A 24,577-nucleotide genomic window follows, 5' to 3' on the forward strand; every position below is an offset into this window, starting at 1 on the left:
CCTGCGGCTTTCACAATTGTGGACCCCAGACAGTGCTGCGCTATTTCCCAAGCTCGAAACGCCAGCGCTGGTGTGCACCACCGCGAGGGGTCATGATCAGCTCGACCTTGCCCAACAGTCCTTCATTGCCCGGTGCATAGGTGATGACGTTCTCGGGCTCACCCTCCAGGTAGATATACCCGTCCTCGGCCTGTAACTGAGCGGCATCGATAGAACCAATACCGACCATCTCCACGTAGTCCGGGTTGTTTCCGTCGCCGAGGCGACTCATGAGATCGGGGCTGATGCGGAGGGCGAAGTTTCCGCGGACGTCTTCTTTGACCGTGTTGATCAACAGGGCGCCGTCGGTGTACCAGCGCTGTCGTGGCTCCCCGGTGACCGAGAGCACCTCGACGGCGGGGTTCCCGGTTTGAGTGGCCATACCGTGACGCTCGTTGTACTCCTGGTTGCCGTCGGTCCTGCTAGTGACGCCGGGCTTGGTGGTGAGGCATAGTCCGGAATCCACCTCGACGACCCGAAACTCACCCGAAGGAAACCCGTTGGTCTGTGAACTGGTCATGACAATAGCCTCCCACCTGCGCAGACGTGCTGTCCGCAGGCGGAGATCGCGTGTCCGTCATCGCAACTGGGGGGGCTGGCACGGCTCTGCCGCTATGTTCTGACGGCCTGTCGGTCGATGTAATAGCCGAGCAGGTCGATCAGCGCCTCATCCACGGTCCACGGCCTGTGAGGCGGGTGCCGTGGCGTTCGCGGGCTGCGGGATCGACACTGCTACGGGGCGAGGATTCCGCTCCGGATGAGGTGGTCCGGCCGGTGTCCGGGCCGTCTCGACCGGAGCGCAATCCTGGGCACCCCGAGTTCGGGTGCGGTGTGGCGGAACTCAGGGTGCGACAGTGCGCGGATTGTCGAGTGTCGGCGCATGGCATCTACCTCCTTTACACAGCTGCGTCCGGATGCGACGGACTAGCTGAAGAGCCTGGTGACGAAGGCGTTCATGTTGTCGCGGACCCGTCCGATCTTCGTCTCCTCGGTGATGAGATCTTCCCGGTACCGGTTACCGAGTGCGGGCGTTCGCTTACCGCGCGCGTAGAGCGAGCAGGCGAGATCGGTGCACATGTAGGTACCGATCGAATTGCCTCGACGCCCGGATTCGCCCGCCTTGTGCGCGGTCATCAGCGAGACGCCGCGGCCGGTATGCGTGGTCAGACAGATCGCGCACATCTGGGTCCGGCCGGATCCACCCGTTTCGTAACGCAGCGCGACCCCGACCAGGCGATCGTCCTGCGGGACAACGAGATAGCCGCGCCCGGGCAGCGACGGATCGCTCCAGCCGAGGAAGTCCAGGTCATCCCACGGTTGGGCGTCCAGATCCCGCGGCACGGGCAACTTCTTGGCGGTCGTCTTGGAGCAATTGATGAACGACGACCTGATGTCGCGTTCGGTGACGGCTTTCATACGGCATCGACTCCTTCGGTCGATAGGTGGACAAACCGAAGCGACGCTACAGGTGGTCGTTAGCTCGGGCAATGGATTTTCGAGCCACCGTTGCCGCCACCACACGCCGTGTCGCCGAGCTCACACGCGGCGCATCACCGAGACCACCTTCCCCAGGACCACAGCCTCGTCGCCGTCGATGACGGAATAGGCCGGATTGCGCGGCTCCAGGTAGACGTGCCCGTTGCGACGGCGGTAGACCTTGACCGTCGCCTCACCATCGATCATCGCGGCGACGATGTCACCCGAATGCGCCTCGTGCTGTTTGCGGATGACGACCAGATCGCCATCGCAGATCGCCGCGTCGATCATCGAATCGCCGCGCACCCGCAGTCCGAAAACCGTTCCGCGCCCGACGAGTTCGCGCGGCAGCGTCATCACATCGTCGGTGTGCTCCTCGGCGAGGATGGGCGTGCCCGCCGCGATATCGCCGACGACCGGCACCGTCACCGAATCCTCGCTCTGCTCTCGCGGCGCGGACGCCCGCAGGAACCTGCGCACATCGATCGGCCGCGACATCGTCTCGCTGCGACGCAGAAATCCCCTGTCCTCCAAGGACTTCAGATGTTTGGACACCGACGACGAGGAACGCAGCCCTACCGCGTCGCCGATTTCGCGGGTATTCGGCGCATACCCGTACCGCACCACCCAGTCCCGAATCGTGGCGAGAATCCGCTGCTGGCGCGGCGGCAGCGTCGAAGTGTCGAGGTGCTCGAAGGCATCGAGGTCGTCGTATCCGGTCACCCGGGGAATCGTAGAGGCAAGCGGCAGACAATTCGTTCGCGCACACCGTCGGGTACCTGCGCGTTCTCCGGTCATGTCACACCATGCCCCGCAGCGCCGTCATACCTCTAGGAAGACCTACTGACGCGGCCGCGCACCACGGGCCCACCGAGCTTGGAGGAATCATGACGACCATCCTGTTGACCGGCGGCACTGGCACGCTGGGCCGCCACGTCACCCCGCTGCTGGTCGATGCCGGTTTCCAGATTCGGATGCTCAGCCGCAATGCCCACGAATCGACCGACGGCATCGAATTCGTGACCGGCGATCTGCTGCAGGGCACGGGCGTGGAGGCGGCGGTCGATGGCGTGGAGGTCATCCTGCACCTGGCGGGCGGACCCAAGGGCGATGATGTGGCGACGCGGCATCTGATCGACGCCGCGGCCAAGGCCGGGGTGCGGCATATCGTCTATATCGGCGTGATCGGCGCCGATAAGCTGCCGATCGGCTACTTCAAGGCCAAGTTCGCCGCCGAACAGGCCATTATCGAATCGGGTGTGCCGTTCACCATTCTGCGTGCGGCGCAGTTCCACGACCTGGCGCTGAAGACCGCGCGGGGCATGGCGAAGAGTCCGATCGTCCCGGCGCCCGGCGGAATCGACTGGCAACCGGTCGATTCGCGGGAGGTCGCCGTCCGGCTCGTGGAGCTGACGCTCGGCGCACCAGCCGGACGGGTGCCCGATCTGGTCGGACCGACGGTGTACCCGATGGCCGAACTGATCCGCGGCTATCTGCAGGCCGAGGGCAAGCGGCGAGTGTTCCTGCCGGTCCGGGTGCCGGGCAAGGTCGGACGCGCCTATCGCGCCAAGGAGAATCTGACCATCGATGGCGCGACGGTCGGCAAGCTCACCTGGGAGGACTTCCTCGCGGAGCAGGTCGGATAGCGAATCTTGTTGCGCGTCAGCACTATTCTGCGCGGGACAGCTATTCGCCAGCTAGTGCTACGACGGATCTGCTACTGTGGCGAACATGAAGCGCGCTGCTGTGACGACGACGCCGGATACTGTCCCGGCGCGCTGATTGATGTCTTGATCGAAGCCCCGGGGCGAGTGCCCCGGGGCTTCGTCTTGTGGTCACTCGCCCGCTGTCCGCGAGGAGACCCCATGTACGACCATCGCAAACTCGGCCGCGAACTAGGCCTGTTCGACACCGACCCGCTGATCGGATCCGGGCTGCCGTATTGGCTGCCCGACGGCGCCACCGTGCGCCATGTCCTGGAGGACTACATCCGCACCGCGGAACGGCGGGCCGGATACCGGCACGTGTACTCGCCGGTGCTCGGCAAGCGGGAGCTCTACGAAATATCGGGGCACTGGTCGCACTACCGAGATGACATGTTCCCGCCCATGGAGTTGGGCGGCGAACAGGTGGTGCTGCGCCCGAGCCTGTGCCCGCACCATGCGGTGATGTTCCGCGCACGCTCGCACAGCTACCGCGAATTGCCTTTGCGTATGGCCGAATTGGGCGGGATGTATCGTGCTGAGCTCTCCGGTGTACTCGGCGGACTCACCAGGGTCCGCGCGATCCAGCTCAATGACGCACACATCTTCTGCACCGTGGACCAGGTCGCCGACGAGGTCGCGGGCGCACTCGAGCTGATCCGACGGGCCCACGTGGCGCTGGGTATCAACCCGACCCGCTACCGGCTCTCACTGCCCGGCCCCGGCGGGAAATATGTTGCGGCCCCGGGACTTTGGCAGCGGTCCAGCGCCATGCTCGCCGATGTCCTCGACCGCTCCGGTATGCCCTACGAACGGGCCGAGGGTGAGGCCGCGTTCTACGGTCCCAAGATCGATATCCAGTTCACCGACAGTGCCGGTCGCGAGTTCACCCTGTCCACCGTGCAGGTCGACTTCCACCAACCGGAGCAGTTCGACCTGCACTACATCGGTGCCGACGGTGCGAAGCACCGCCCGGTCATGGTGCACCGCAGCATAATCGGCAGCATCGAGCGGGCAGTCGCACATCTGATCGAGGAGCACGGCGGAGCCTTCCCGGCCTGGCTGGCCCCGACCCAGCTGGTCATCCTGCCGGTCTCGGCGGCCGAAGTTCCGCACGCCGAGGCCCTTGCCCGACGCTGTCTCGAACTGGGGTTGCGCACCGAGATCGCCGATCACGAACTCGGCAGTCTCGGCGCGCGCATCCGCCAGGCCCGCTTGGTCCCGTATCAGGTCGTCATCGGCCCGAAAGAGGTCGCTAATGACCGTGTCGCGGTACGGCTTCGGGACGGACGTCGCCTCGAACCGCTGCCGGTCGAGGAATTCCTGTCCCCGGTCACCGAACTCATCGCCGTGCATAGCACCGCACTGTGGTCGAATCCGCAGTGATGCCAGCTGGATCCGGCCTTAAGCGCTCGGTGACGAAGTGGATCGCCAGGCGATCACAGAGTTCACCGAGCGCGCACGCATCGATGTGTGGCGCGTCCGGCCACGCATCGGCGCTGGTCCACGGCACCGACGCGGGCGTGCCGTGCGGACAGGCGAAAACGTGCCGATGGCCGCGCGACGCTCAGTCCACCCGACTCGACATCGCCGAGAGCCCTTCCCGCACTTCGCAAAATTCCGCCGACAAGGTCGGGTCGGGCCCGCCCCACAGTACGGTTCGCCGCATCGGCGATCAGGCGCAGCCGCCGGGGACAACCAGCACACCGACGGCACCAACGCCCAAGTGCACGCCGAGGGCGGGACCGAATTCGGCGACGATCATTTCACGGATACCGGGAACCAGATCGCGGAGTTGGGCGGCGACAGTATTCGCGGCGTCCTCGGCACCGAGGTGCTGGACGGCGACAGCGGCACCTTCATCACCGGCCGCGTCCACCGCTGCCGCAACGAGTTTGGCGTAGGCCTTGGACCGGGTGCGGACCTTCTCACGCAGCTCCAATCGGCCATCGACGATCTGCAGCAGCGGTTTGCTCACCAGTTCGCTGCCGAAAAAGGCAGCGGCGCTGCTCAATCGGCCGCCACGGCGCAATTGTTCGGTACGGTTCACCAGAATGAACGTGCGCGATCGGCTCGACGCGGCGACGGCGGTGTCATATACGACATCCAATGACGCGCCGCTGTGTGCGCGGCGGGCGGCCGCGAGCACCGGCAGGCCGGTGGCCAGGCCCGCGCCGAGCGAATCGACCAGCCGGACCCGGTCGGCGGCGTCCATATCGCGGACCGCCTGCCGACCGGCCTCCCAGGTGCCGGAGAGTTGGCGCGAAAGATGTACCGCGACAACACCATCCCCGTTGCTCCGGGCGAGTGCCTGCTCGTAGACCGCGCGCAGCTCGCCGGGCGAGGCCGCCGAGGTCGTCACGGTATCGGAGCCGTAGTCGATATCGATGGGGTCGACGCCTTCGCGAATGGCGCGGTCACCGACCAGAACGTGGAGCGGGACAACGGCAATGTCCAACTCACCGACGAGTTCGGCAGGGAGGCTGGCGGACGAATCGGTGACGACCACAACGGCCACGGACTACCGAACCTCCTGCAGGGTCTTCACCATCGAATTCGCGACGGCCGTATGACCGTCCCAGCCCCAGTGGATGCCGTCCGGATTCGCCGCACCGGAGAAGATATTGTCGTGCACCGCTTCACCGAGATCGACCAGCGGCACCGAGGTCTTCGCCGACCAGGCGCGCAGTGCCTGCACCGCACGCTCGCGGCCGCTGTGCACGCGTCCGTAGGCAGCGCAGTTGTGCACCGACGGCAGCACCGCGACCACGGGCAGATCCGGACGCAACTGTGCCAGCGCCTCTCGCGACTGCTCCAGGTAGTCCACGCTCACCTTCGGCGGCAAGGCCACCGGGCGACCGAGTTTCGAGAGTTTCGGCTGCAGCCAGTTGTAGGTGGCGCGAACCCCACGGCGCAGCGCGGGCGGTCGCACGTACCGGATCAGCTCACGCAGCGCGGTCGGGAGCGGCGAGGGCAATGTATCCATCCCGCCGACCGCGAAGACGACCGCACCCGCGCGCGGTACCGCGGCCCACACCCGGGGATCGCCGATCAGGGCCCAGTACGCGTCGCGGCAGGTCCAGCCGATCCGACCGATCAGCTCGACATCCCAATCGAGTTCGGTGCCAACCAGGTTGGGCCAGATCCTCGGATGGTCCGCGGGCAGGCCGCCCTTCGGACCGAAGTAGGACAGCGAATCCGCGATCACCAGCAGCACCGGCCGATCCGTCTGCTGTAGCTCACCGGTCGAGGCCACCGCGGCGGCCGAAACCTCGTCATCGACAACCGAATTACCGGAATCGGCCGGGCTGGGCGCGGATCCGACAGTGACAGATTCGGCATCGCCGACCACGGGATCCACTGGAGAAGAAGCAGACTCGTCCGCGGGGGTAGCCGTCGCAGCGTCGGTCACCGACTCGGCAGTCGATGCGGCAGCATCGATGGCGGGAGTCGCGGACTCGATCGCATTGGATACTGTCCCAACACCTTCGGGTGGTTCACCCGCTGGTTCCGCGGGCTCGGCACTGGCACCGGACTTCGCCGCTGGCGCGGCGGGCTCGCCGTTGTCCTCACCGGACTCGGCGGCAACCGCCTCATCGCCATCGGACCCCGGCGTCTGCGACTCGGCCGGTGCCTCCGGCTCGGCCTTCTGCACCGGGGGAGGTCCGAATAGCGCGTCCGGGATCGCCCGTTCGGGCTTCGCCGATACCCGACGGAACATTTCGTCCGGTACCTGACGAACCGGTTCTTCAGAGGACATCCGGGGCCACCTTCGCCGCTGCGTTCCACACATCGAGGCGCCAACCGGGCTGATCAATGCTCGGGCCGTGGCTGCTCAGTTGCACCCAACTGGTGTTGGCCAGTCCTCCAAGGACAGGCCAGTTCCGCGGCGGCAGGTCGAGCAGCGCAGCCGTGAGGGCGGCGATCAGCCCGCCGTGCGCCACCAGGATGATAGTCCGGCCGGGCCAATCCTGCCGATCGGCGAACAATTCTCGAACGACGGGCAGCGAACGCGCACCCACCTCGAGCTTGCTCTCGCCGCCCGGCGGGGTGTAAGCCGCGTCCAACCGCCAGGCCACCCGCGCGCCCGGATAGTCGGCGTCGACCTCCAGGTGGGTCAGCCCCTCCCAATCGCCGAGATTGGTTTCCCGCAGCCGCGGATCCGAGACCACGGGGACATCGGTGTGGTCGGCCAGTGCCGATGCGGTGTCGAAGGCGCGCCGCAGATCGGAGGACACGAGGGCGATCGCATTGCGCGAAACCAGTTCGCGCGCGGCCTCTTTCGCTTGGCGACGGCCGAGTTCGGTGAGGTCGGTGTCGATCTGACCCTGCATACGGTCGGCAGCATTCCATTCGGTCTGCCCGTGCCGCAACAGGATCAGCGTGCGGACCCCGGCATACTTACTCACTCGCAGCTGTCCCCGTTTCGCTGTTCACCGCCGCGGCGTCGTCTTCGTCCGCGCGCTTGAATACATCACTCCCTGCCGCGATCCCCTCCACCGGAACCAACGGGCAGTCCTTCCAGAGCCGTTCCAGCGCATAGAAATTGCGCTCGTCATTGTGCTGGATGTGCACGACGATGTCGACGTAGTCCAGCAGCGCCCAGCGACCCTCGCGGGTGCCTTCGCGCCGGACCGGCTTATGCCCCGCCTCGCGCAATTTCTCTTCGACGTTATCGACGATGGCATTGACCTGACGCTCGTTCGGCGCGGAGGCGATCACGAAACAGTCGGTGATCACCAACTGCTCCGACACGTCGAGCACCACGACGTCGGAGGCCAGCTTCTCGTCCGCCGCGCGCGCGGCGACCTGCGCCATCTCCACCGACTCGACAGATGCGCTCAAATTAACTACCTTCCACTCCCACGGGCACATATAAATGCCGCTTCGATATGTACTGCACGACGCCGTCGGGCACGAGGTACCACACCGGCCGGTTCTCGGCGGCGCGGCGACGGCAGTCACTCGATGAGATCGCCAACGCCGGGATCTCGATCATGGTCACCGCGTCGACCGGCAGGTCACGCAGATGCTCCTCGAGATGATCGGTGTTCAGCTCATACCCCGGTCGGCTCACTCCGACGAATTTCGCCAGTTCGAACAACTCCGCCCAATCCTGCCACGTCAGGATGTTGGCGAGCGCGTCAGCTCCGGTGATGAAGTACAGCTCGGCGTCGGGATGCTTGCTGCGCATCTCGCGCAGTGTGTCGACGGTGTAGGTGACCTTGCCCCGGTCGATATCGGCTCGGCTGACCGAGAATCGGGGGTTCGACGCGGTCGCGATCACGGTCATCAGGTAGCGATCCTCGGCCGGGCTGACCTGCTTATCGGCCTTCTGCCACGGCTGTCCGGTTGGGACGAAGATCACTTCATCCAGTTCGAACCGGTTCGCGACCTCGCTGGCGGCGACGAGGTGGCCGTGGTGGATGGGGTCGAAAGTGCCACCCATCACCCCCAGCTTGCGTCGACGCCGACCGTTCTTCTGCATGAGTGCCGAGCTTAACCGGTCGGTTCGGACCGACCGGGGTCCGGACGGTCAACTGCTGACGACTGCCCGCAGACTCGGCTTCAGTGCTCCGTCCAGTTCGGACCACGGGATCGTGATGTCGATATAGCCCAGCGCGTGCGATGCGATCTCCCCGACGTAGACGCGCATACCGTCGGGCATGGCCAGCCAGTCCTTGAAGTTGTCCACGGCGGGCGTGATGCTCTGCTTGTCGTAGGGGTTCGTGCCGACCCGCGTCTTCGGAATCTGCACCGCGGCCTGCGCCGACAGCACCTCGAGGCCCTTCTGCAGATCGGTGAACAGATCGGGCAGGGTGAGCGCCTTGCCGGTGTCGATATTCGTCACATGCGTGCGTTTGAAGGTGGTCGGATGCAGATTGCCGTCGGAGACCTCGATGCCGAGCACACCGCTGAGCACGTGGCCGCCGATGTGGGCGACCTCGCTGTTGAACCCCTTCACCTTTTGTTTCTCCGCCGCGGCCCGGAGGAACGGACCAACCTCGGCGCGCATGCCCTCATTGAAATCGGTGCGCGCATCGTCGCTGCCACCCGCCACCTGCGGCAGGTCGACGGAATACCAGGCGCCCTCGAGCCGAATCGAGGACGCGGTGAAGGCCGATGCCGCGGACGAGCCGGCCCGATCGTCGGACCCGCAGGCCGTCAGCACGGCGAACAGGACGCTGACCAGGACAGCGGCAACGGTCTTCTTCATTAGGCCTCCCCGAATGGCGCGCGTCAGTGCCCGAGAAGGTACCACCGCGAGCTGTGCCGAGGGCGTCAGCTGCCGACCACCGCGCGCATCCCCGGCTTCAGCATGCCGTCCAGTGCGGACCACGGCACGGTGACATCGATATTGCCCGCGGCGTGCGACGCGACTTCACCGAGATAGATCTTCATGCCCTCGGGCGTGGCGACCCAGGTCTGGAAGTGCTCGGCCACCGGGGTGAGCTGGCTCTTGCTGTAGCCCGTCGCCCTCGGGTTCTGCTGGACCAGAGCCTCGGCCTGAGTCGAGAGTGTGTTGAGGCCCTGCTGCAGGTCGGTGAACAAGTCGGGCAGGGTGATGGCCTTGCCGGTATCGATATTGGTGACGTGCGCGAAGTCATTGCTGTTCGGGTGCGCGGCGCCCTCGGCATACATGCTGACGACCAGATGCCCGCTGAGCACCTGCGCACCGATGCGGACGACCTGGCTGTCACCGCCGGTGACCGAATCGCCCGGACGGCTGATGCGGTCGATCCACTCCTGCGCCCCGGCCCGCATCGCCGCGTTGAATTCGGTTCTGGCATCGGCCTTTCCGCCGCTCAACTGGGGCACGTCGATCCTGTACCCGGCGCCCTCGAGATGCACTGTTGTCGCGGTGAAGGTTTCGGCTCGCGGCGATCCGGCGACGGTCGTCGGCGCTCCCGCCGCGGACGAGGTCGCAGGCACCGGCGATCCACCCCCGGTCGTCGGCGAATCGTCCGGCCCGCAGGCCGTGAGTACTGCGGCGCTCGCCAGCGCACCGATAACAGCGGCGGTCTTCTTCATCCGGAACTCCGAATCCATGTCGCACCGAGGCGATCTCGGTATCCGCCACAACAATGCCGATGCCGCCCAACAGTTTTCTTATCGTCCGCAAACACCCCGATGGGCCAAGCCAGCAGACGGCACCGCCAGCGTCATTCCGGTGCATGCCGCGTAGGTCGGAGGCAATGGCAGATCAACGCCGCTACCCGCTGTGGGTCGCGAATTCGGACTCACTGAACGCCCACCTCGGCATCACCGTCGTGCAGCGCTTTCGATTAGCAGACAGACAAACGGGGCGTGCGCTTGCGCAGGGATTCGCCGTATCGGCGGCGCACCAGCGCCATTTTCGGCGGGCGGATACGGCTGGGACTCGGCCCACCTCGTCGCGCCGCAGTTATCCGGCCGATTCGATGGCCGGCACGCTGCTCCCGTCGTCGCGGCTTATGATCGACCTGTCGGGACCAGCTGGTTTCGCCTCGAGAGGTGAGTACATGAGTCGCTCGTGGTGCGGTCGGGGCGGCAGCCCGCCGCGAACGCGCGAATATCCGGGAAGTCTGCGCCGATGATCGGTTGAGCGGTCGGTGTCCGAGGGTAATGCCGAGGGGACGCAACGCGACCTGACTTTCGGCATCGCAGCGGAACTGGCTGCGGCCGGGTTGGCCGACGCCCAAGAGATCGGCCGCGGCGCATTCGGCATCGTGTACCGGTGCACCGACTCCGCACTCGATCGGGACGTGGCGGTCAAGGTTCTCGTTTCCACGGTCGACGATCAGGACCGGACCCGCTTCCTGCGCGAACAACGTGCGCTGGGGAAGTTCTCGACCCACCCGAACATCGTCCAGGTGCTGACGACCGACGTAACTCCGACCGGACGGCCGTTCATCGTGATGCCCTTCCACCCCAGGGGTTCACTCGACGCACGGATTCGCGCGGACGGACCGTTGTCGTGGCAGGAGGTACTCGCCGTTGGCGTAAAGCTGGCGGGCGCGCTGGCGACCGCGCACGCCTGTGGCGTCGTCCATCGCGACGTCAATCCCGCCAACGTGCTGATCAGCGACTACGGTGAGCCGCAGCTGGCGGACTTCGGTATCGCGCGCGTAGGCGGCGCGTTCGAGACAGCGGCCGGCGTGGTCGCGGGGACCCCGGCCTACACGGCTCCGGAGGTAATACGCGGCGAACCTCCGACGGTTCGCTCCGATATCTACGGGCTGGGCGCGACGCTGTTCACGGCGCTCACCGGCCACGCCGCGTTCGAGCGCCAAGCGGGCGAGTCGATGGTGACGCAGTTCGTGCGCATCACCTCCGAACCCGTCCCCGACCTGCGATCCGCCGGTGTACCGGCAATGGTGTGCGCCGTCCTGGAAGCCGCGATGGCCACCGAACCGGCCGACCGGCCGACCACTGCCCGGGAATTCGGCGAGCGGTTGCGCACCGTGCAGTTCTCCTGCGGGTTGTCGGTGGACACGATGCCTGCCCTGGAGCACGACGGATCCGTCGAAACAGTCTCGGTCGCGGGCGCGCAGCCGATCCTGCCGAGAACGTCGACCTCCGCAACCGCGTTGCGGCCGCAATCTGCCCCGACGACCCGGTTCCGTCCACCGACGACACTGCGCCGGCTGGTCGATCGCCCGCGGTTGCTGGAGACCTTACGGGAGGGACAATCCAGGCACCTGGTCCTCATTCATGGCCCGGCCGGTTTCGGCAAGAGCAGCCTGGCCGCACAGTGGGCGCACGCTCTCGAAGCGAACGGCGTCCGGGCTGCCTGGTTGGCGATCGCGGAGGACGACAACAATGTCGTGTGGTTCCTGAGCCATTTGGTGGAGGCGATTCGGCAGGTTCGTCCCACGCTGGCGATCGAACTGACGCAGATTCTCGAGGAGCGTTCCGCCGGTGCGGCGCAGCAGGTGATGACGGCCCTGATCAACGAGATCCACGACAGTGCGGAACCCGTTGCCGTCGTGATCGACGATTGGCACCATGTGACCAGTCCGGCGACCCTCGCCGCGATGGAGTTCCTGCTCGACAACGGTGGCCAATACCTGCGATTGATCGTCACCAGCCGCACGCGCACCGGTCTTCCGTTGGGGCGCATGAGCGTTCAGGACGAACTGGTGGAAATCGACCAGAGCGCACTGCGTTTCGACTCCGGGGAAGCGACGGATTTCCTGGTCGGAATGAAGAGATTGCACCTTTCCGACGCCGACGTGGACCGGCTGCGCGAGTCGACGGAGGGCTGGGTGGCGGCACTGCAGCTCGCCTCACTGTCACTGCGCGGCAAGGAGGATCCCGGGAGCTACCTGGACCAGATCACGGGGCAGCACTACGCCATCGGCGAATACCTGATGGAAAACGTCGTCGGCGCGCTCGAACCGACGATGCTCGACTTCGTCATGCGGACCGCGATCACCGACACCGTCTGCGGAGATCTCGCGGAGGCGCTGACGGGAGTGCGGTCCGGCCAGGAACAGCTCGAGGAGGTGCGGCGCCGAGATCTGTTCCTGCGCAGCGTCGATGACGAGCTGCGGTGGTTCCGCTATCACGCGCTCTTCGCGGACTTCTTGCGCCGCAGACTGATCCGGCAGCATCCCGGCTTGCTCGAACAGCTCCATCTGACCGCGTCGACCTGGTTCGCCGGGCACGAAATGGTCACCGAAGCCGTGGATCACGCACTCGCGGCCGGCGCCGCCGAGCGGGCGAAACAACTGGTGCAAGAACACGCCGACACGCTGATCGAAGATTCCCGCATGGCCACCTTCCTAGGGCTGGTGAAGAAGCTGCCCGCCGAGATCACGGTTGCCGATCCACGGCTGCAACTGTCGGTGGCCTGGGCCAACATCTCCCTCCAGCGCCCCGCCGCCACTCGAGCCGCGCTGGATCGCGTGGACGCGGCACTGGCAACCGCACCGGACGATCGCGGGACCGCGGAGCTGCGCATCCAGGCTGATGTGACGCGAGCCGCGGAATATCTTGTGACGGACCGGTTCAAGGATATCCCGGATACCGCCGTGGCATGGCTGCAGCAGCGGGTACGACCGTTCTTCGCCAGCGTCGCGGCCACCACCGCGGAAGCGGCCACCTACTATCGCTTCGACTTTGCCGGTGCCCGCCGCTGGCATGCGTGGGCCGAGCCCTACCGGACCCGCATCAACGGCCCGGCCGGCGTGGTGTACGGCGCCTGCATCGCCGGCCAAGCCGCCGTCGAACAACTCGACATCGCCGGCGCCGAGGAGCTCTTCCGCTCCGCGCTCACCCTCGCCCGGAATACCGGCAGCCAATCCCACGCGACCCGCATGGCCAGCGGCCTGCTCGGCGAATTGCTCTACCAGAAAGGGCAATACACCGAAGCCACCGAGCTGCTGGCATCCGGTCCCGGCGTCGCGGCCGGCGCCGTGGAATTCCTGATCGCCAACTACGGGACCGGTGCCAGGCTGACGGCAGTGCGCGGCGACCTCGAGGCCGCACGACAACGGTTGGACGAGGGACAAACGGTCGCGGAGCACATCGTCCTGCCACGGCTGACCGCCCGCATTCTGAACGAGCGGGTACGACTGGGTCTGCCGATCACCGACGAAGACCGGCAGATGCTCGAGCACCTGCCCGCGTACCAGCGGCAACCGAACCACCCACTCGCGGTCACCGCCGAACTCACCCACGACTCGGCCATTCGCCTCCTACTCGCCCAACAGTCACCGGACGCCGACGAGCGCGCCGCCGCCGACGCCGAACAAATCGTCGCCGAAATCCGTACCCAGCCCCGCCCCCGCGCGCTTCTGCAGGCTCAATTGCTATACGGCGGTTGCCTTTCCGCCGCCGGACAAACCGAGCAGGCGATTGCCTGCCTCGCTCCGGCACTTTCTCGGTGCGCCGAACTCGGTCTCGTCGGGATGGTGGTGGACAGCGCCCCCGCGATCGCACCGGTGGTGGAATCTCTGCTCGCCGCCCCGGAGGCACCCGACCTGCCACCCCGGCCCTTCCTGCGACAGATCCTGAACGAGGTCAATGCCTGAGAGCTGAAAGGGTAACGACCTCGGTCCATTACGTATCGGACCGAGGTCGTCCACTGTGGTCGTTTCGGAGAGCTGTTACGTGGTGGGCCGGGTGAACTCACCGTTTTGCATGCATGCGGTGAAGGCATCCCACTCGCCGGGAGTGAATACCAGTGCTGGGTCGGTTGGGTTCTTCGAGTCCCGGACGCCGACCTTGCCGCTGTCGAGCCACGCCACCTCGACGCATTGCGCGCTGCCTTCGCTGTAGCTGCTCTTGAACCAGTTCACCCTGGATAGGTCAACGTTCACCACGTTCGTGCTCCTTCGCCACCTGCCGCAGCAGGTTTCTGCTTTCTACCTCACCCAGACATGTATCCCGGATGGCCGTAGCAAGCTCACCATAGAACCGTACGTCCTCGGGCTTCTCGAGATAGACGTCTTGTCCGGCTCCGCCGTCGATGAATACCACTGGGGGCTCGATTGGTTCCGCTTTGGCGGCGCGCGCGAACTCCAGGATGATGAACGAGCTGTAGGGCGTCCCCCAGGTCAAACCTGCACTGTATGGATGTATCCGCAGCGTGATGTTGGGCCGCTTGGACATCTCGGCGAGGTACTTCAGCTGCGCCGCCATGGTGCTCCGGGTGCCGATGACCCGGTGGAGCACCGATTCGTGCAGTATCACGTCCAGCTGGATCGGGTTTGTCTTGCGTGTGACGAGGGCTTGCCGTTTCATTCGGTGCTCGACGCGGCGGTTGACATCATCGGTGCTGGTGAACTTGGGGAACGCGCCGATGATTGCCCGCGCGTAGTCGGCTGTCTGGAGCAGGCCGGGGACGTGTTGTTCGTGGTAGGTGGTGAGTTGGCGTGCGGCGGCTTCGAGGCCGACGTACATGTTGAATGCGGTGCTGTACAGGCCGCCGTAGACGTGGTGCCAGCTCTTGGCTCTGCCTTGCTGGGCGAGGTCGACGGCGGCCTTGGTGTCGGCGGCGCCGACGTCGTATACCTCGCATAGGGCCTGTACATCCTGTCGGCGGACCTTCTGAATCTGTCCGGTCTCGATGCGCTGAAGCACGGCTCTGGACAGGTCGACCAATTTGGCGGCTTCGGCAATGGTGAATCCGGTTGCTTCGCGGCGCTCGCGAAGGAATCGTCCGAGCTGGCGGCGCGGCAGAGTTGATGACGGGCCGTCCTTTTCAGTGCTGGTCACGGGGGTCTCCTGGAATCGAGTCACATCGGATCGGAAACTGAGCCTGTTCTTACTGCAGAACCGAGCGCCGTCCTGGCGTTTTAGAGCAATCGCAATCGAGTTCTCGTTTCTGCTGCTGTCTATCGGTTGCTGATGCTGTGCTGTGGGCGGCGCTCGAGATGGGAATCGTTGAGGTACAAGGCCTATTCGACCGCCACCCCCGCAACTCCATCGACCGAAGGCCTGGAGCGATGACGAACAATCAAGTGGCAGAATCACATACAGAAGGATTCGACGCGCCGAAGGCCGTTGGATTCGTCCGCGGTGACGTGTCCGGACTTGCGGCACCCCGACACGCGAACGCCGTAGCGCAGCACGCCCGGCTACTGGGCTACCAGTACGTTTACACGGTACGGCCCCCGCAGGACACTTCCGATCCGATCGGGTATGCCCTCGGGATCGCCGCCGGGCTGGGTATGGCCGCGATCGTGGTCTACGACCTGGCGCAGGTCGACGACCAACCAGCGCGGGTGTGTGAGGACTTCGATCTCGAAACCGTTTGTCCCGCAACCACATGGGCGAGGGTCGCGTGCCGGGCCATCCCCGAGACGGGGGCGGCGTGATGCGCGAGGACACGATCGTCACGCCGCCGAGAGTTTGCGGGTATGCCGATATCGCGTTGGCGCATGAGCAGATGCGCGAGCATCGCGCCTGTCGGATCGGCCGGTGCGTGTGGAAGGCGGCGGCGTACTACACCCTGGTCGATGCGCGTCGACTCGCGCCGCAATCGTTGACCCCGCGCGAGCGCGCTGCCGCGCGCGGACTCGAATTCCCGCCACTGGACTGCGAGAGCTGCGCGCAGGACGGGCCGACAATTCGAACACTGCGTGAGGTGCTGGACAAACTCACCGAACTGGCACTACCGATTTCGGGCGCGAACAGTGGCGGCGACGGCTGACGAGCCGGGGATGAGCGAGCATCGCACCGAGGTGGACGGCTGGCAGGCGATCTGGCGGATCGACAATTGCTGCATTCGAATGATGTTGGTGCGCAATCTATCCGAAGCGGAGCCGGCGATTTCGATGTCGAGCGTCGTCGCCGCGCCGGATCTGGTGCAGGTCCGTGAGCGGTTCCCGGAACTGGCGAGGTTATGGGACGCGGTACGGCACGAATATTGGGTTGAATCCCTTGCTCCCAAAGAGAATTCACGGGGCACGAGGTGATTCCCACCTGGCACCTCGCGAAGCAGGTCCGAGCGCCGTCACGCGACTTGTGCGCTGGTTCTGATCGGTGCGTCGGTGGTCAGTGCATTCGCGGCTGCGTATGCGGCGTCCATTGCTGCCCGTCGAACCAGCGCACGACGCCGGGGTTCGCCGGATCTGGATACCACCCCGGTGTCATCGATGGTGGCCGATGGTTCGGTCTGCGAGATCCGCCCCGCACGATGAGAAGGACGAGTCCGATGCCGACGGCCACCAGTGCCACAATCACGAGCAGCAGGAGGTTCATGCGGCAAGTATGGCCGAGTCGCCGGACCGGTGCCGTGGCTGGAACCGCTTTCGCGCCGGTCAGTAGGCTGTCACCTATGACGGTAGGGACGACGACCGGCCAGGATATCCGCGAGACGGTGCACGATGCCGCGCGTAAGGCTCGGGTGGCTTCGCGAGCGCTCGCACAGCTGACCACGGCGCAGAAGAACGAGGCGCTGCATGCGGCGGCCGATGCGTTGCTCGCGGCGGCCGATACCGTGCTCGCCGCCAATGTCGAGGACATCGCGACCGCGCAGGCGGCTGGGACCGAGGAGTCGCTGCTGGACCGGCTGCGGCTGACCAAGGCGCGCATCGACGGCATCGCGTCCGGGCTGCGCCAGGTGGCGGGGCTGCCGGATCCGGTCGGTGTGGTCGTGCGCGGGTCGACGCTGCCGAACGGGCTGGAGATCCGTCAGGTCCGGGTGCCGCTCGGCGTCGTTGGCATGGTCTACGAGGCCCGCCCGAATGTCACCGTCGACGCATTCGGGCTCGCGCTCAAATCCGGCAATGCCGCGCTGCTGCGTGGTTCCTCCTCGGCCGCGCATTCCAATGCCGCATTGGTCACGGTGCTGCGGGAAGCCCTTGTCGCACTGGACATTCCGGCGGATGCGGTACAGCTGCTGCCCAGCCACGACCGCTCCAGCGTGACCCATCTGATCCAAGCACGCGGCCTGGTCGACGTGGTCATCCCGCGAGGCGGGGCCGGCCTGATCAATGCCGTGGTCCGCGACGCCCAGGTGCCCACCATCGAGACCGGTACCGGCAACTGCCACGTCTACGTGCACGAAGCCGCCGATCTGGAGATGGCCGAGCAGATCCTGATCAATGCCAAGACCCGGCGTCCCAGCGTGTGCAATGCCGCCGAGACGGTGCTCATCGACGACGCGATCGCCTCCATCGCCGTGCCCCGGCTGATCGAGGCGCTGGAGCGCAACGGCGTCACCGTGCACGGCGACCTGCCCGGACTGGTGCCCGCCAACGATCAGGACTGGGGCGAGGAGTACCTCACCCTCGATATCGCACTCAAGGTCGTCAAGGATCTCGACGAGGCGGTCGAGCACATCAACACTTGGGGCACCGGTCACACCGAGGCCATCGTCACCGCTGAGCTGGCCGCGGCCCGCGAATTCACCAACCGCGTCGATGCCGCCGCCGTCATGGTCAACGCCTCCACCGCCTTCACCGACGGTGAGCAGTTCGGCTTCGGCGCCGAGATCGGCATCTCCACTCAGAAGCTGCACGCCCGTGGCCCGATGGCGCTGCCGGAACTGACCTCGACCAAGTGGATCGTCTGGGGCGACGGCCAGATCCGCCCCGTCTAGATTTCGTTCGGTGTAAGAACCGCCGAACGCTTGCTTCGGCCCCTCCCGTAGCGTGAAGGGTGGGTTTCGAGGGAAGGACGCCACGTGGCTACCGAAAGCGCAGTGCAGGAGCCGATCTTCACATCGGTCGACGATGTGATCGAACGGTTGGCCACCACTGGATACCTGGCCGATAAGGCGACGGCGACGTCGGTATTCCTGGCCGACCGGCTCGGCAAGCCGCTGCTCATCGAGGGCCCGGCCGGCGTCGGCAAGACCGAACTGGCCAGGGCGGTCGCGCAGACCGCTGATGCGGAGCTGGTGCGCCTGCAGTGCTACGAGGGTGTCGACGAGGCCCGCGCGCTCTACGAGTGGAACCACGCCAAGCAGATCCTGCGCATCCAGGCGTCCAGCGAAAACGACTGGGAAGAGACCAAGGCCGACGTCTTCACCGAGGAATTCCTGCTCTCCCGGCCGCTGCTGACCGCGATCCGGCGCGCCGATCCGACCGTGCTGCTCATCGACGAGACCGATAAGGCCGATGTCGAGATCGAGGGTCTGCTGCTCGAGGTGCTCAGCGATTTCGCGGTTACGGTGCCCGAGCTCGGCACCATCACCGCGAGCCGCAAACCGTTCGTGGTGCTGACCTCCAACGCCACCCGTGAGCTGTCCGAGGCGCTCAAACGCCGCTGCCTCTACCTGCACCTGGACTTCCCTGACGAAGAGCTCGAACGCCGCATCCTGGCGAGCCGGGTGCCGGAGCTCTCGGCCGCGATCGCGGAGCAGCTGGTGCGCATCGTGCACGTGCTGCGCGGTATGCAGTTGAAGAAGCTGCCGAGTGTCGCCGAGTCGATCGACTGGGGACGCACCCTGCTCGCGCTCGGCATGCAGGATCTCGACGACACCACTGTGCGCGCCACCCTGGGTGTCGTGCTCAAACATCGGGCCGACCACCAGCGTGCGCTGGCCGAGCTGAAGCTGGCCTGACCATGGCGGCCGGATCGGTGCCCGCGGCGCCCACACTCGATGCGCCGCACGGGATTTCGGGACATCTTGTCGGATTCGTCGAGGCGTTGCGGGAGCGCGGTATCGCGGTGGGGCCCTCGGAGACCGTGGACGCGGGCCGGGTGGTGTCGGTGCTGGACCTGATGGACCGCGAGGTACTGCGGGAGGGGCTGGCCTGCTCGCTGCTGCGCCGCACCACCCACCGCCGCACCTTCGACGGCCTGTTCGACCTGTGGTTTCCGGCCGCGTTCGGCGAGCGCAGCGGCGCACCGGACGATATCGAGATTCCGCGCACACCCACCGGTGAGATCGACATTCCCGCGCTGCGTGGAATCCTCGCAGCGCTGCTGACCCGCGAGGATTCGGCACCGCAGCTGGAAATGATCGCCGCGCAGTTGGTCGAGCAGCTCGGACAGTACGAGTCCTCCCGCGGCCCCTCCTTCTCGGCATACCGGACCCTGCGCGAGGTACAGCCGGAAACACTGCTGGCCAGGATCCTGCAGGGGCTGTCCGTCGGACCGGATACCAGTGACTTCGACACCGAGGTCGCCCGCAGAATCGGCCGCCAGCGCATCGCCGGATTCCGCGCCATCGTTGAGGCGGAAACACACCGGCGGGTGGCCGAGAATATCGGCCGGGAGCGCGTCGCCAGCTATGCCGTCGCACGGCAGGTGGAGGATGTCGATTTCCTGCGCGCCTCGGAAACCGAACTCGCGGAGATGCGGCGCAGCACCCAGCGCCTGGCCCGGATACTGGCGTCCCGACTTGCCGTGCGGCGCAGGCATGCTCGCCGCGGCGAGATCGATCTGCGTAAAACGCTGCGCAAATCGATGTCCACCGGCGGCGTGCCGATCGACCTGGTCAATCGCAAACCACGGCCGGGTCGTCCCGAGTTGGTCCTGCTCTGCGATGTATCCGGTTCAGTGGCCGGGTTCAGCAACTTCACGCTGTTGCTCGTCAACGCGCTGCGCGAACAGTTCTCCCGGGTGCGCATTTTCGCGTTCGTGGACCGCACCGACGAGGTGACCCGGTTCTTCGATCCGAACACCCAGCCGGACAAGGCCATGGCCCGCATCTTCACCGAGGGCAAGGTGGTCGGCCTGGACGGGCACTCCGACTACGGCCATGCGCTCGCTGGCTTCGCCACCGACTGGCCCGATGCCGTGACCGCCCGCAGCTCGCTGCTCATCCTCGGCGATGCCCGCACCAATTACCGTGACCCGGAACTGAATACGCTGCGCCGACTGGTGCAGACCGCCAAACACGCGCACTGGCTCAATCCGGAGAAGGAAAGCAATTGGGGCACCGGCGATTCCGCCGCCGATAAGTACCGTGAGGTGATCGAGATGCACGAATGCCGCTCGGCCAAACAGCTGACTGCGGTGGTGTCGCGCCTGCTGCCGGTGTGAGCAATCCCCTCGAGTCGCAACGTCGAGTCTGTTGACACCATCAGCATTCGTTAAGAGAACCGTTGGCGCTCGGCACCAGGATTCGACCCATGGTGAAGAGCACACCGGATGGTGCACGGGCGGGATCGGGCCGCCATGGTGATGGGAACTATTCATTCCAGGTCGATCTGCGTGGAATCGTCGATCTCTTATCGCATCACTTGTATTCGAGTCCTCGGGTCTACATCCGTGAGCTGTTGCAGAACGCGGTCGATGCCGTCACCGCCCGCACGCAGCGCGATGCGTCGGCGCCCACCGCGATTCGCCTGGTCATCGATGAATCGGGGCTGCGGATCACCGATCCCGGCATCGGTCTCACCGAGGCGGACGTGCACCGCTTCCTCGCCACCATCGGACACTCGTCGAAACGTGACGATATCGAAGGCGCGCGCCGAGAGTTCCTCGGACAGTTCGGCATCGGGCTGCTGGCCTGCTTCACCGTGGCCGAGACGATTCGGGTCGTCACCCGTTCGGCCGTCGATTCGGCGGCCGCGCCCGTCGAATGGCTGGCCGCCGCCGACGGCACCTACTCGCTGCGGCGGCTCGACCCCGCGGACCGTCAAGAGCCCGGCACCACCGTGCATCTCACGCCGCGCGCCGGTGCGCAGGCCTGGTTCACGCCCGGACGAGTACTCGACCTGGTCCGCGATTTCGGTTCGCTCCTGCCCTACGAGGTGACGGTCGAGGCGAATGGTGCCGGACTGCGCGCGACCGACGGACTGCCGGTATGGCGGCGTACGTACGCGTCCCCGGCGCAGCGTCGGGCGGCGCTGTTCGAATACGGCGAGCGCACACTCGGCTTCACCCCGCTGGATGTGATCGAACTCGATGCCGAACTGGCCGGAGTCAGCGGTATCGCCTTCGTGCTGTCGCAGCCGGGCAATCCGGCTGATCCCAGCGCACACCGGGTCTATCTCAAGGGCATGCTGCTCGGTGACGCGGTGCGCGGATTGCTGCCGGACTGGGCCTTCTTCGTACGCTGTGTGATCGATACCGACAGCCTGCGCCCGACGGCCTCGCGCGAGGGACTCTACGAAGACGAACGCCTCGCCATCGTCCGCGAGGCTCTCGGCGATCGAATTCGCTACTGGCTCACCGAAATCGCCGCCGAACAGCCCGAGCGGCTGGCCGCATTCCTGTCGGTGCACGCGCTCGGCGTCAAGGCGATGGCCAGGCACTCGCCGGACATGCTGCGGATCATGGTGCCGCACTTGCTGTTCGAGACAACCGATGGCCGGTTGCCGCTGACCGAATTCGCGCGCAACCATCCCGCGGTGCGGATGACGGCAACGGTCGAGGAGTTCCGGCAGGTGGCCGCGACCGCGGCCGCGCAGGGTATCGGCGTCGTCAACGGCGGCTACACCTACGATGCGGAACTCGTCGCCCTGCTGCCCGCCATCCTGCCCGGGGTGACGGTCACCGAGTTGGACGCGGCCGCGGTCACCGCCGCCCTCGACCTGGTGGATCCGTCCGACGAACTGGCACTGGCCCCGGTGCTCGCCGCCGCCCGCACCGCACTGGATGCACTGTCCTGCGATGTGATCCTGCGTGCGTTCCACCCGGTTTCGGTGCCCGCCCTGCATCTGGACAGTCGCGGCGCACGCAATGAACGAACCCGCGTCGAGACCAGTGTCGGCGCCGACGAACTGTGGACCGAAATCCTCGGGGCACTGGAGGCCAGCGCACCCCGCGCGCAGTTGGTGTTGAATCACCACAGTCCCGTGGTGCGCAGACTGAGCCGCATCGGTGATCCCGCCTTTCTGAAGACCGCGATCGAATCCCTGTACGGCCAGGCGTTATTGATGACCCACCGGCCGCTGCGCCCGGCCGATACCGCGCTGCTCAATCGCGCGTTCGGCGAATTCCTCAGCTGGGCGACCCGACACGCGGCGGGCGAGACCGCCGAGGAGGCCTGAGATGGAAACCTCCGAGATCCAGCTGGCACTGGCGCAGAGCCGTTCGCTGCCACACGGACGCGGGCGCACCGAACGCCTGGAAACCCTTGCCGGCGCGGCGAAGTCGGGTCCGGACCGGGCACTGGAGGGGAGTGTCCTGCTGGAGCTGGCCAAGGCGTACGCCTATGCGGGCGAACGAGATCTGGCTCCGGTCGCCTACGGCAGGCTACTGCGGATCTACGACGACTTTCCCGCCGAACTCGGCGGGATGACACATTCGGTGCACTGGTATCTGAAATGGCTGACCTGGGGCCTGATCGAGAATCCCGCCGTGCCGCTGCCAACCATCTACCGCTGGCTCGACGAACTCGAAAGTCGCTATCGGCAGCGCGGATACAGTGCTCGCCCGGTGCTCGCGCTGCGCTCCGACCTGGCCCGCGAACTCGGTGAACACGACGCGGCCGCGAAACTGCTCGACGCGGCCCGCGCCGCGCCGCGCGACAGTATGTCCGACTGCGACGCCTGTGAACGCGACCAATGGGGCGCCAACTATGCGCAGGCCGGTGACGATGAGTCCGCACTCGAGTGCTGGCATCCGGTCATCGACGGTGCGCGCAGCTGCGCCGAGCAACCGCACCGGGTGCTCGGGCAGGCGTTGCTGCCGATGGTGCGCGCCGGTCGCGCCGCCGCGGCGCGCAGCGCGCATTTGACGGGTTATCCACTGGTACGCCACATTCCGGATCTGCGGCGCTCGGTGGGTGAGCACATCGAATTCTGCGCGTTGACCGGGAACGAGGCGCGCGGTCTGGAGATCCTGGCCGAGCACACGGCGTGGCTGACCGATCCCGGCGCGGACGCCGCCATCCGACTCGCGTTCATATCGGGTGTCGGTGTGCTGTTGCGGCGGCTGACCGAGCTGGATCTCGGCGGGCTCGAAGTCGGTGCGGGCACGATGGATTCGGTACGCGCGGACCTCACCGTCGAAATCGGCGAGCTCACCGCACGTTACGACGCTCGCAATGGCAATACGGTGGTCAGCGATCGGGTCGCGGCCCGGCTCGCGCAACGGCCGCTGGTCGAGCACCTTCCACTCGGTGTGCGAAATACCCTGCCGCGCAGGGCTGTCGCGGTAGCACCGGTGGTGACTGCGACATCCGAGGAACAAGCCGAGGACGCGTTGCAGCTGGCCGAACTGGCCGCGGTGCGGCTCATCGACTTCCCGAAGGATGCCGAACAGTATCTGCGCCGCGCACTCTCGATCGGTGCGACCGCACTGCCCGCCGAACATCTCGCCCGCCTGAGCTCCCAACTCGTCATGGCGCTGTCCGGGCAGCCGGGCCGCGAATACGAATTGGCCGACGCGGCGCTCACCGCCGCCGCACGCTGGGAACCGATTTCGGCCGCGGACGCGATACACCTCACCTTCGTCGCCGCGCGTGCCTTCCACCGGGCCGGACGGCACGGGGAGGCGGCCGCCGTATTCGAACAGCCACTCGCGGCCGGGGAGATGCCGTACCCACCCGCCGAAATGGCGATCGTGCGCCGCCAATACGGCGAATCACTGCGCAAGCTCAACCGCTTCCGTGATGCCGCGCAGCAGTTCGTCGCGGGCGCGAGGCTGGTCCACAACGATCCCGACCGCGTCGAACTCGAAGCCGACCTCGCCTGGTCAGCGGCCTCGGTGCTGGACTACTGCGGCGAAGACGAACAGGCCATCGCCGCCTTCCTGCGCGCCGCACACCTGTGGGGCAACCTCGGTCGAATCGGCCCCCGAGCCAAATGCCTGCGCTCGGCGGCCTGGCTACAGCGGTACGGCAGCGGTATGGAATCCGATCGACCGTGGCTCGCGACGATGCGCGCGCTGCTCGCGGAATTGGCAGACCTCGCCGAAACGGCCCCGTCAGCCGAGGTGACCACCGAACTTCTCAATACCCGCACCCAGCTGGCCGATATGCAGCGCGACGACGGCGACGAACCGGACGACTGACCGTCGTTTGC

25 protein-coding genes are annotated in these 24,577 nt (G+C 66.2%); 12 read left to right on the forward strand and 13 right to left on the reverse strand.

What is annotated here, in order from left to right; translation table 11 throughout:
- Positions 1-40: 40 nt before the first annotated feature.
- From ACQP1G_RS35985 to lexA, 3 genes are all read right to left on the reverse strand, one after another.
- Positions 41-559 (reverse strand): hypothetical protein, encoded by a 519-nt coding sequence (locus tag ACQP1G_RS35985; RefSeq protein WP_433194132.1) that lies wholly within the window; start codon positions 557-559, stop codon positions 41-43.
- 404 nt (positions 560-963) lie between these two features.
- Positions 964-1,455: an FBP domain-containing protein gene (locus ACQP1G_RS35990; protein WP_433194133.1), complete on the reverse strand. Its 492-nt coding sequence runs from the start codon at positions 1,453-1,455 to the stop codon at positions 964-966.
- A 120-nt stretch (positions 1,456-1,575) separates the two neighbouring features.
- A complete protein-coding gene (gene lexA, locus ACQP1G_RS35995) occupies positions 1,576-2,238 on the reverse strand; it encodes a transcriptional repressor LexA (protein WP_433194134.1) in 663 nt (220 codons plus the stop codon).
- Positions 2,239-2,399: 161 nt separating this feature from the next.
- On the opposite strand from lexA, the gene ACQP1G_RS36000 reads away from it, so the two are divergent.
- Together ACQP1G_RS36000 and thrS are read left to right on the forward strand one after the other, a co-directional pair.
- Positions 2,400-3,161: an SDR family oxidoreductase gene (locus ACQP1G_RS36000; RefSeq protein WP_433209123.1), complete on the forward strand. Its 762-nt coding sequence runs from the start codon at positions 2,400-2,402 to the stop codon at positions 3,159-3,161.
- 219 nt (positions 3,162-3,380) lie between these two features.
- A complete protein-coding gene (gene thrS, locus ACQP1G_RS36005; RefSeq protein WP_433194135.1) occupies positions 3,381-4,604 on the forward strand; it encodes a threonine--tRNA ligase in 1,224 nt (407 codons plus the stop codon).
- 289 nt (positions 4,605-4,893) lie between these two features.
- Here thrS and ACQP1G_RS36010 read toward each other — a convergent pair whose 3' ends face one another.
- The 7 genes from ACQP1G_RS36010 to ACQP1G_RS36040 form a co-directional block, all read right to left on the reverse strand.
- Positions 4,894-5,736, reverse strand: coding sequence for a DegV family protein (locus tag ACQP1G_RS36010; protein WP_433194136.1), 843 nt, complete (start codon positions 5,734-5,736; stop codon positions 4,894-4,896).
- Positions 5,737-5,739: 3 nt separating this feature from the next.
- Entirely contained in the window at positions 5,740-6,474 is a 735-nt protein-coding gene (gene octT, locus ACQP1G_RS36015; RefSeq protein ID WP_433209126.1) for a diglucosylglycerate octanoyltransferase, read from the reverse strand.
- 493 nt (positions 6,475-6,967) lie between these two features.
- Positions 6,968-7,627, reverse strand: a complete 660-nt coding sequence (locus ACQP1G_RS36020; protein ID WP_433194137.1) for a histidine phosphatase family protein — start codon at positions 7,625-7,627, stop codon at positions 6,968-6,970.
- Positions 7,620-8,063 (reverse strand): ribosome silencing factor, encoded by a 444-nt coding sequence (gene rsfS / locus ACQP1G_RS36025; protein ID WP_433194138.1) that lies wholly within the window; start codon positions 8,061-8,063, stop codon positions 7,620-7,622. Before rsfS ends, ACQP1G_RS36020 begins: the two co-directional genes overlap by 8 nt.
- Position 8,064: 1 nt before the next feature.
- Positions 8,065-8,706: a nicotinate-nucleotide adenylyltransferase gene (nadD, locus tag ACQP1G_RS36030; protein ID WP_433194139.1), complete on the reverse strand. Its 642-nt coding sequence runs from the start codon at positions 8,704-8,706 to the stop codon at positions 8,065-8,067.
- Between the two features lie 48 nt (positions 8,707-8,754).
- On the reverse strand, positions 8,755-9,435 hold the full coding sequence (locus ACQP1G_RS36035) for an RsiV family protein (protein WP_433194140.1): 681 nt from the start codon (positions 9,433-9,435) through the stop codon (positions 8,755-8,757).
- 65 nt (positions 9,436-9,500) lie between these two features.
- Entirely contained in the window at positions 9,501-10,037 is a 537-nt protein-coding gene (locus tag ACQP1G_RS36040; protein ID WP_433194141.1) for an RsiV family protein, read from the reverse strand.
- A 43-nt stretch (positions 10,038-10,080) separates the two neighbouring features.
- Between ACQP1G_RS36040 and ACQP1G_RS36045 the strand changes: the two genes are divergently transcribed.
- Together ACQP1G_RS36045 and ACQP1G_RS36050 are read left to right on the forward strand one after the other, a co-directional pair.
- Positions 10,081-10,404 carry a hypothetical protein gene (locus tag ACQP1G_RS36045; protein WP_433194142.1) on the forward strand — a complete coding sequence of 108 codons (324 nt, stop codon included), beginning with the start codon at positions 10,081-10,083 and terminating at the stop codon, positions 10,402-10,404.
- Positions 10,405-10,810: 406 nt separating this feature from the next.
- Positions 10,811-14,236, forward strand: coding sequence for a protein kinase domain-containing protein (locus ACQP1G_RS36050; protein WP_433194143.1), 3,426 nt, complete (start codon positions 10,811-10,813; stop codon positions 14,234-14,236).
- A 75-nt stretch (positions 14,237-14,311) separates the two neighbouring features.
- Here the strand turns inward: ACQP1G_RS36050 and ACQP1G_RS36055 are convergent, their stop codons facing one another.
- Positions 14,312-14,527, reverse strand: a complete 216-nt coding sequence (locus ACQP1G_RS36055; protein ID WP_433194144.1) for a DUF397 domain-containing protein — start codon at positions 14,525-14,527, stop codon at positions 14,312-14,314.
- Positions 14,514-15,422: a helix-turn-helix domain-containing protein gene (locus ACQP1G_RS36060; RefSeq protein WP_433194145.1), complete on the reverse strand. Its 909-nt coding sequence runs from the start codon at positions 15,420-15,422 to the stop codon at positions 14,514-14,516. The genes ACQP1G_RS36055 and ACQP1G_RS36060 overlap by 14 nt, the downstream gene beginning before the upstream one ends.
- A gap of 230 nt (positions 15,423-15,652) precedes the next feature.
- On the opposite strand from ACQP1G_RS36060, the gene ACQP1G_RS36065 reads away from it, so the two are divergent.
- Genes ACQP1G_RS36065 through ACQP1G_RS36075 form a run of 3 tightly spaced genes read left to right on the forward strand, consistent with a single transcriptional unit; the run spans position 15,653 to position 16,624 of the window.
- Entirely contained in the window at positions 15,653-16,024 is a 372-nt protein-coding gene (locus tag ACQP1G_RS36065) for a hypothetical protein (protein WP_433194146.1), read from the forward strand.
- Positions 16,024-16,359 (forward strand): hypothetical protein, encoded by a 336-nt coding sequence (locus tag ACQP1G_RS36070; RefSeq protein ID WP_433194147.1) that lies wholly within the window; start codon positions 16,024-16,026, stop codon positions 16,357-16,359. Before ACQP1G_RS36065 ends, ACQP1G_RS36070 begins: the two co-directional genes overlap by 1 nt.
- A 10-nt stretch (positions 16,360-16,369) precedes the next feature.
- A complete protein-coding gene (locus tag ACQP1G_RS36075) occupies positions 16,370-16,624 on the forward strand; it encodes a hypothetical protein (protein WP_433194148.1) in 255 nt (84 codons plus the stop codon).
- A 79-nt stretch (positions 16,625-16,703) separates the two neighbouring features.
- On the opposite strand, the gene ACQP1G_RS36080 is transcribed toward ACQP1G_RS36075, so the two are convergent.
- Entirely contained in the window at positions 16,704-16,910 is a 207-nt protein-coding gene (locus ACQP1G_RS36080) for a DUF2510 domain-containing protein (protein ID WP_433194149.1), read from the reverse strand.
- 76 nt (positions 16,911-16,986) lie between these two features.
- On the opposite strand from ACQP1G_RS36080, the gene ACQP1G_RS36085 reads away from it, so the two are divergent.
- The 5 genes from ACQP1G_RS36085 to ACQP1G_RS36105 all read left to right on the forward strand — a co-directional run bounded on the left by ACQP1G_RS36085 (position 16,987) and on the right by ACQP1G_RS36105 (position 24,566).
- Positions 16,987-18,252: a glutamate-5-semialdehyde dehydrogenase gene (locus ACQP1G_RS36085; RefSeq protein WP_433194150.1), complete on the forward strand. Its 1,266-nt coding sequence runs from the start codon at positions 16,987-16,989 to the stop codon at positions 18,250-18,252.
- 84 nt (positions 18,253-18,336) lie between these two features.
- Positions 18,337-19,218: an AAA family ATPase gene (locus ACQP1G_RS36090; protein WP_433194151.1), complete on the forward strand. Its 882-nt coding sequence runs from the start codon at positions 18,337-18,339 to the stop codon at positions 19,216-19,218.
- A gap of 2 nt (positions 19,219-19,220) precedes the next feature.
- Positions 19,221-20,645, forward strand: coding sequence for a vWA domain-containing protein (locus ACQP1G_RS36095; RefSeq protein ID WP_433194152.1), 1,425 nt, complete (start codon positions 19,221-19,223; stop codon positions 20,643-20,645).
- 89 nt (positions 20,646-20,734) lie between these two features.
- On the forward strand, positions 20,735-22,600 hold the full coding sequence (locus ACQP1G_RS36100; protein WP_433194153.1) for an HSP90 family protein: 1,866 nt from the start codon (positions 20,735-20,737) through the stop codon (positions 22,598-22,600).
- A 1-nt stretch (position 22,601) separates the two neighbouring features.
- The gene (locus ACQP1G_RS36105) at positions 22,602-24,566 is read left to right on the forward strand and encodes a hypothetical protein (RefSeq protein ID WP_433194154.1); all 1,965 of its coding nucleotides are present in this window, start codon (positions 22,602-22,604) and stop codon (positions 24,564-24,566) included.
- The last annotated feature ends 11 nt before the right edge of the window (positions 24,567-24,577 follow it).

This window comes from Nocardia sp. CA-107356, from assembly GCF_050946365.1.
Taxonomy (GTDB): Bacteria; Actinomycetota; Actinomycetes; order Mycobacteriales; family Mycobacteriaceae; genus Nocardia.

What these genes read in the sequence shown, in the direction of transcription:
- ACQP1G_RS36095 (WP_433194152.1), top strand. Translation starts at nt 19,221, where the DNA reads ATGGCGGCCGGATCGGTGCCCGCGGCGCCCACACTCGATGCGCCGCAC.
- ACQP1G_RS36080 (WP_433194149.1), bottom strand. Translation starts at nt 16,910, where the DNA reads ATGAACCTCCTGCTGCTCGTGATTGTGGCACTGGTGGCCGTCGGCATC.
- ACQP1G_RS36070 (WP_433194147.1), top strand. Translation starts at nt 16,024, where the DNA reads ATGCGCGAGGACACGATCGTCACGCCGCCGAGAGTTTGCGGGTATGCC.
- ACQP1G_RS36100 (WP_433194153.1), top strand. Translation starts at nt 20,735, where the DNA reads ATGGTGAAGAGCACACCGGATGGTGCACGGGCGGGATCGGGCCGCCAT.
- ACQP1G_RS36065 (WP_433194146.1), top strand. Translation starts at nt 15,653, where the DNA reads ATGACGAACAATCAAGTGGCAGAATCACATACAGAAGGATTCGACGCG.
- ACQP1G_RS35985 (WP_433194132.1), bottom strand. Translation starts at nt 559, where the DNA reads ATGACCAGTTCACAGACCAACGGGTTTCCTTCGGGTGAGTTTCGGGTC.
- ACQP1G_RS36075 (WP_433194148.1), top strand. Translation starts at nt 16,370, where the DNA reads ATGAGCGAGCATCGCACCGAGGTGGACGGCTGGCAGGCGATCTGGCGG.
- ACQP1G_RS36035 (WP_433194140.1), bottom strand. Translation starts at nt 9,435, where the DNA reads ATGAAGAAGACCGTTGCCGCTGTCCTGGTCAGCGTCCTGTTCGCCGTG.
- nadD (WP_433194139.1), bottom strand. Translation starts at nt 8,706, where the DNA reads ATGCAGAAGAACGGTCGGCGTCGACGCAAGCTGGGGGTGATGGGTGGC.
- ACQP1G_RS35990 (WP_433194133.1), bottom strand. Translation starts at nt 1,455, where the DNA reads ATGAAAGCCGTCACCGAACGCGACATCAGGTCGTCGTTCATCAATTGC.
- ACQP1G_RS36085 (WP_433194150.1), top strand. Translation starts at nt 16,987, where the DNA reads ATGACGGTAGGGACGACGACCGGCCAGGATATCCGCGAGACGGTGCAC.
- ACQP1G_RS36105 (WP_433194154.1), top strand. Translation starts at nt 22,602, where the DNA reads ATGGAAACCTCCGAGATCCAGCTGGCACTGGCGCAGAGCCGTTCGCTG.
- thrS (WP_433194135.1), top strand. Translation starts at nt 3,381, where the DNA reads ATGTACGACCATCGCAAACTCGGCCGCGAACTAGGCCTGTTCGACACC.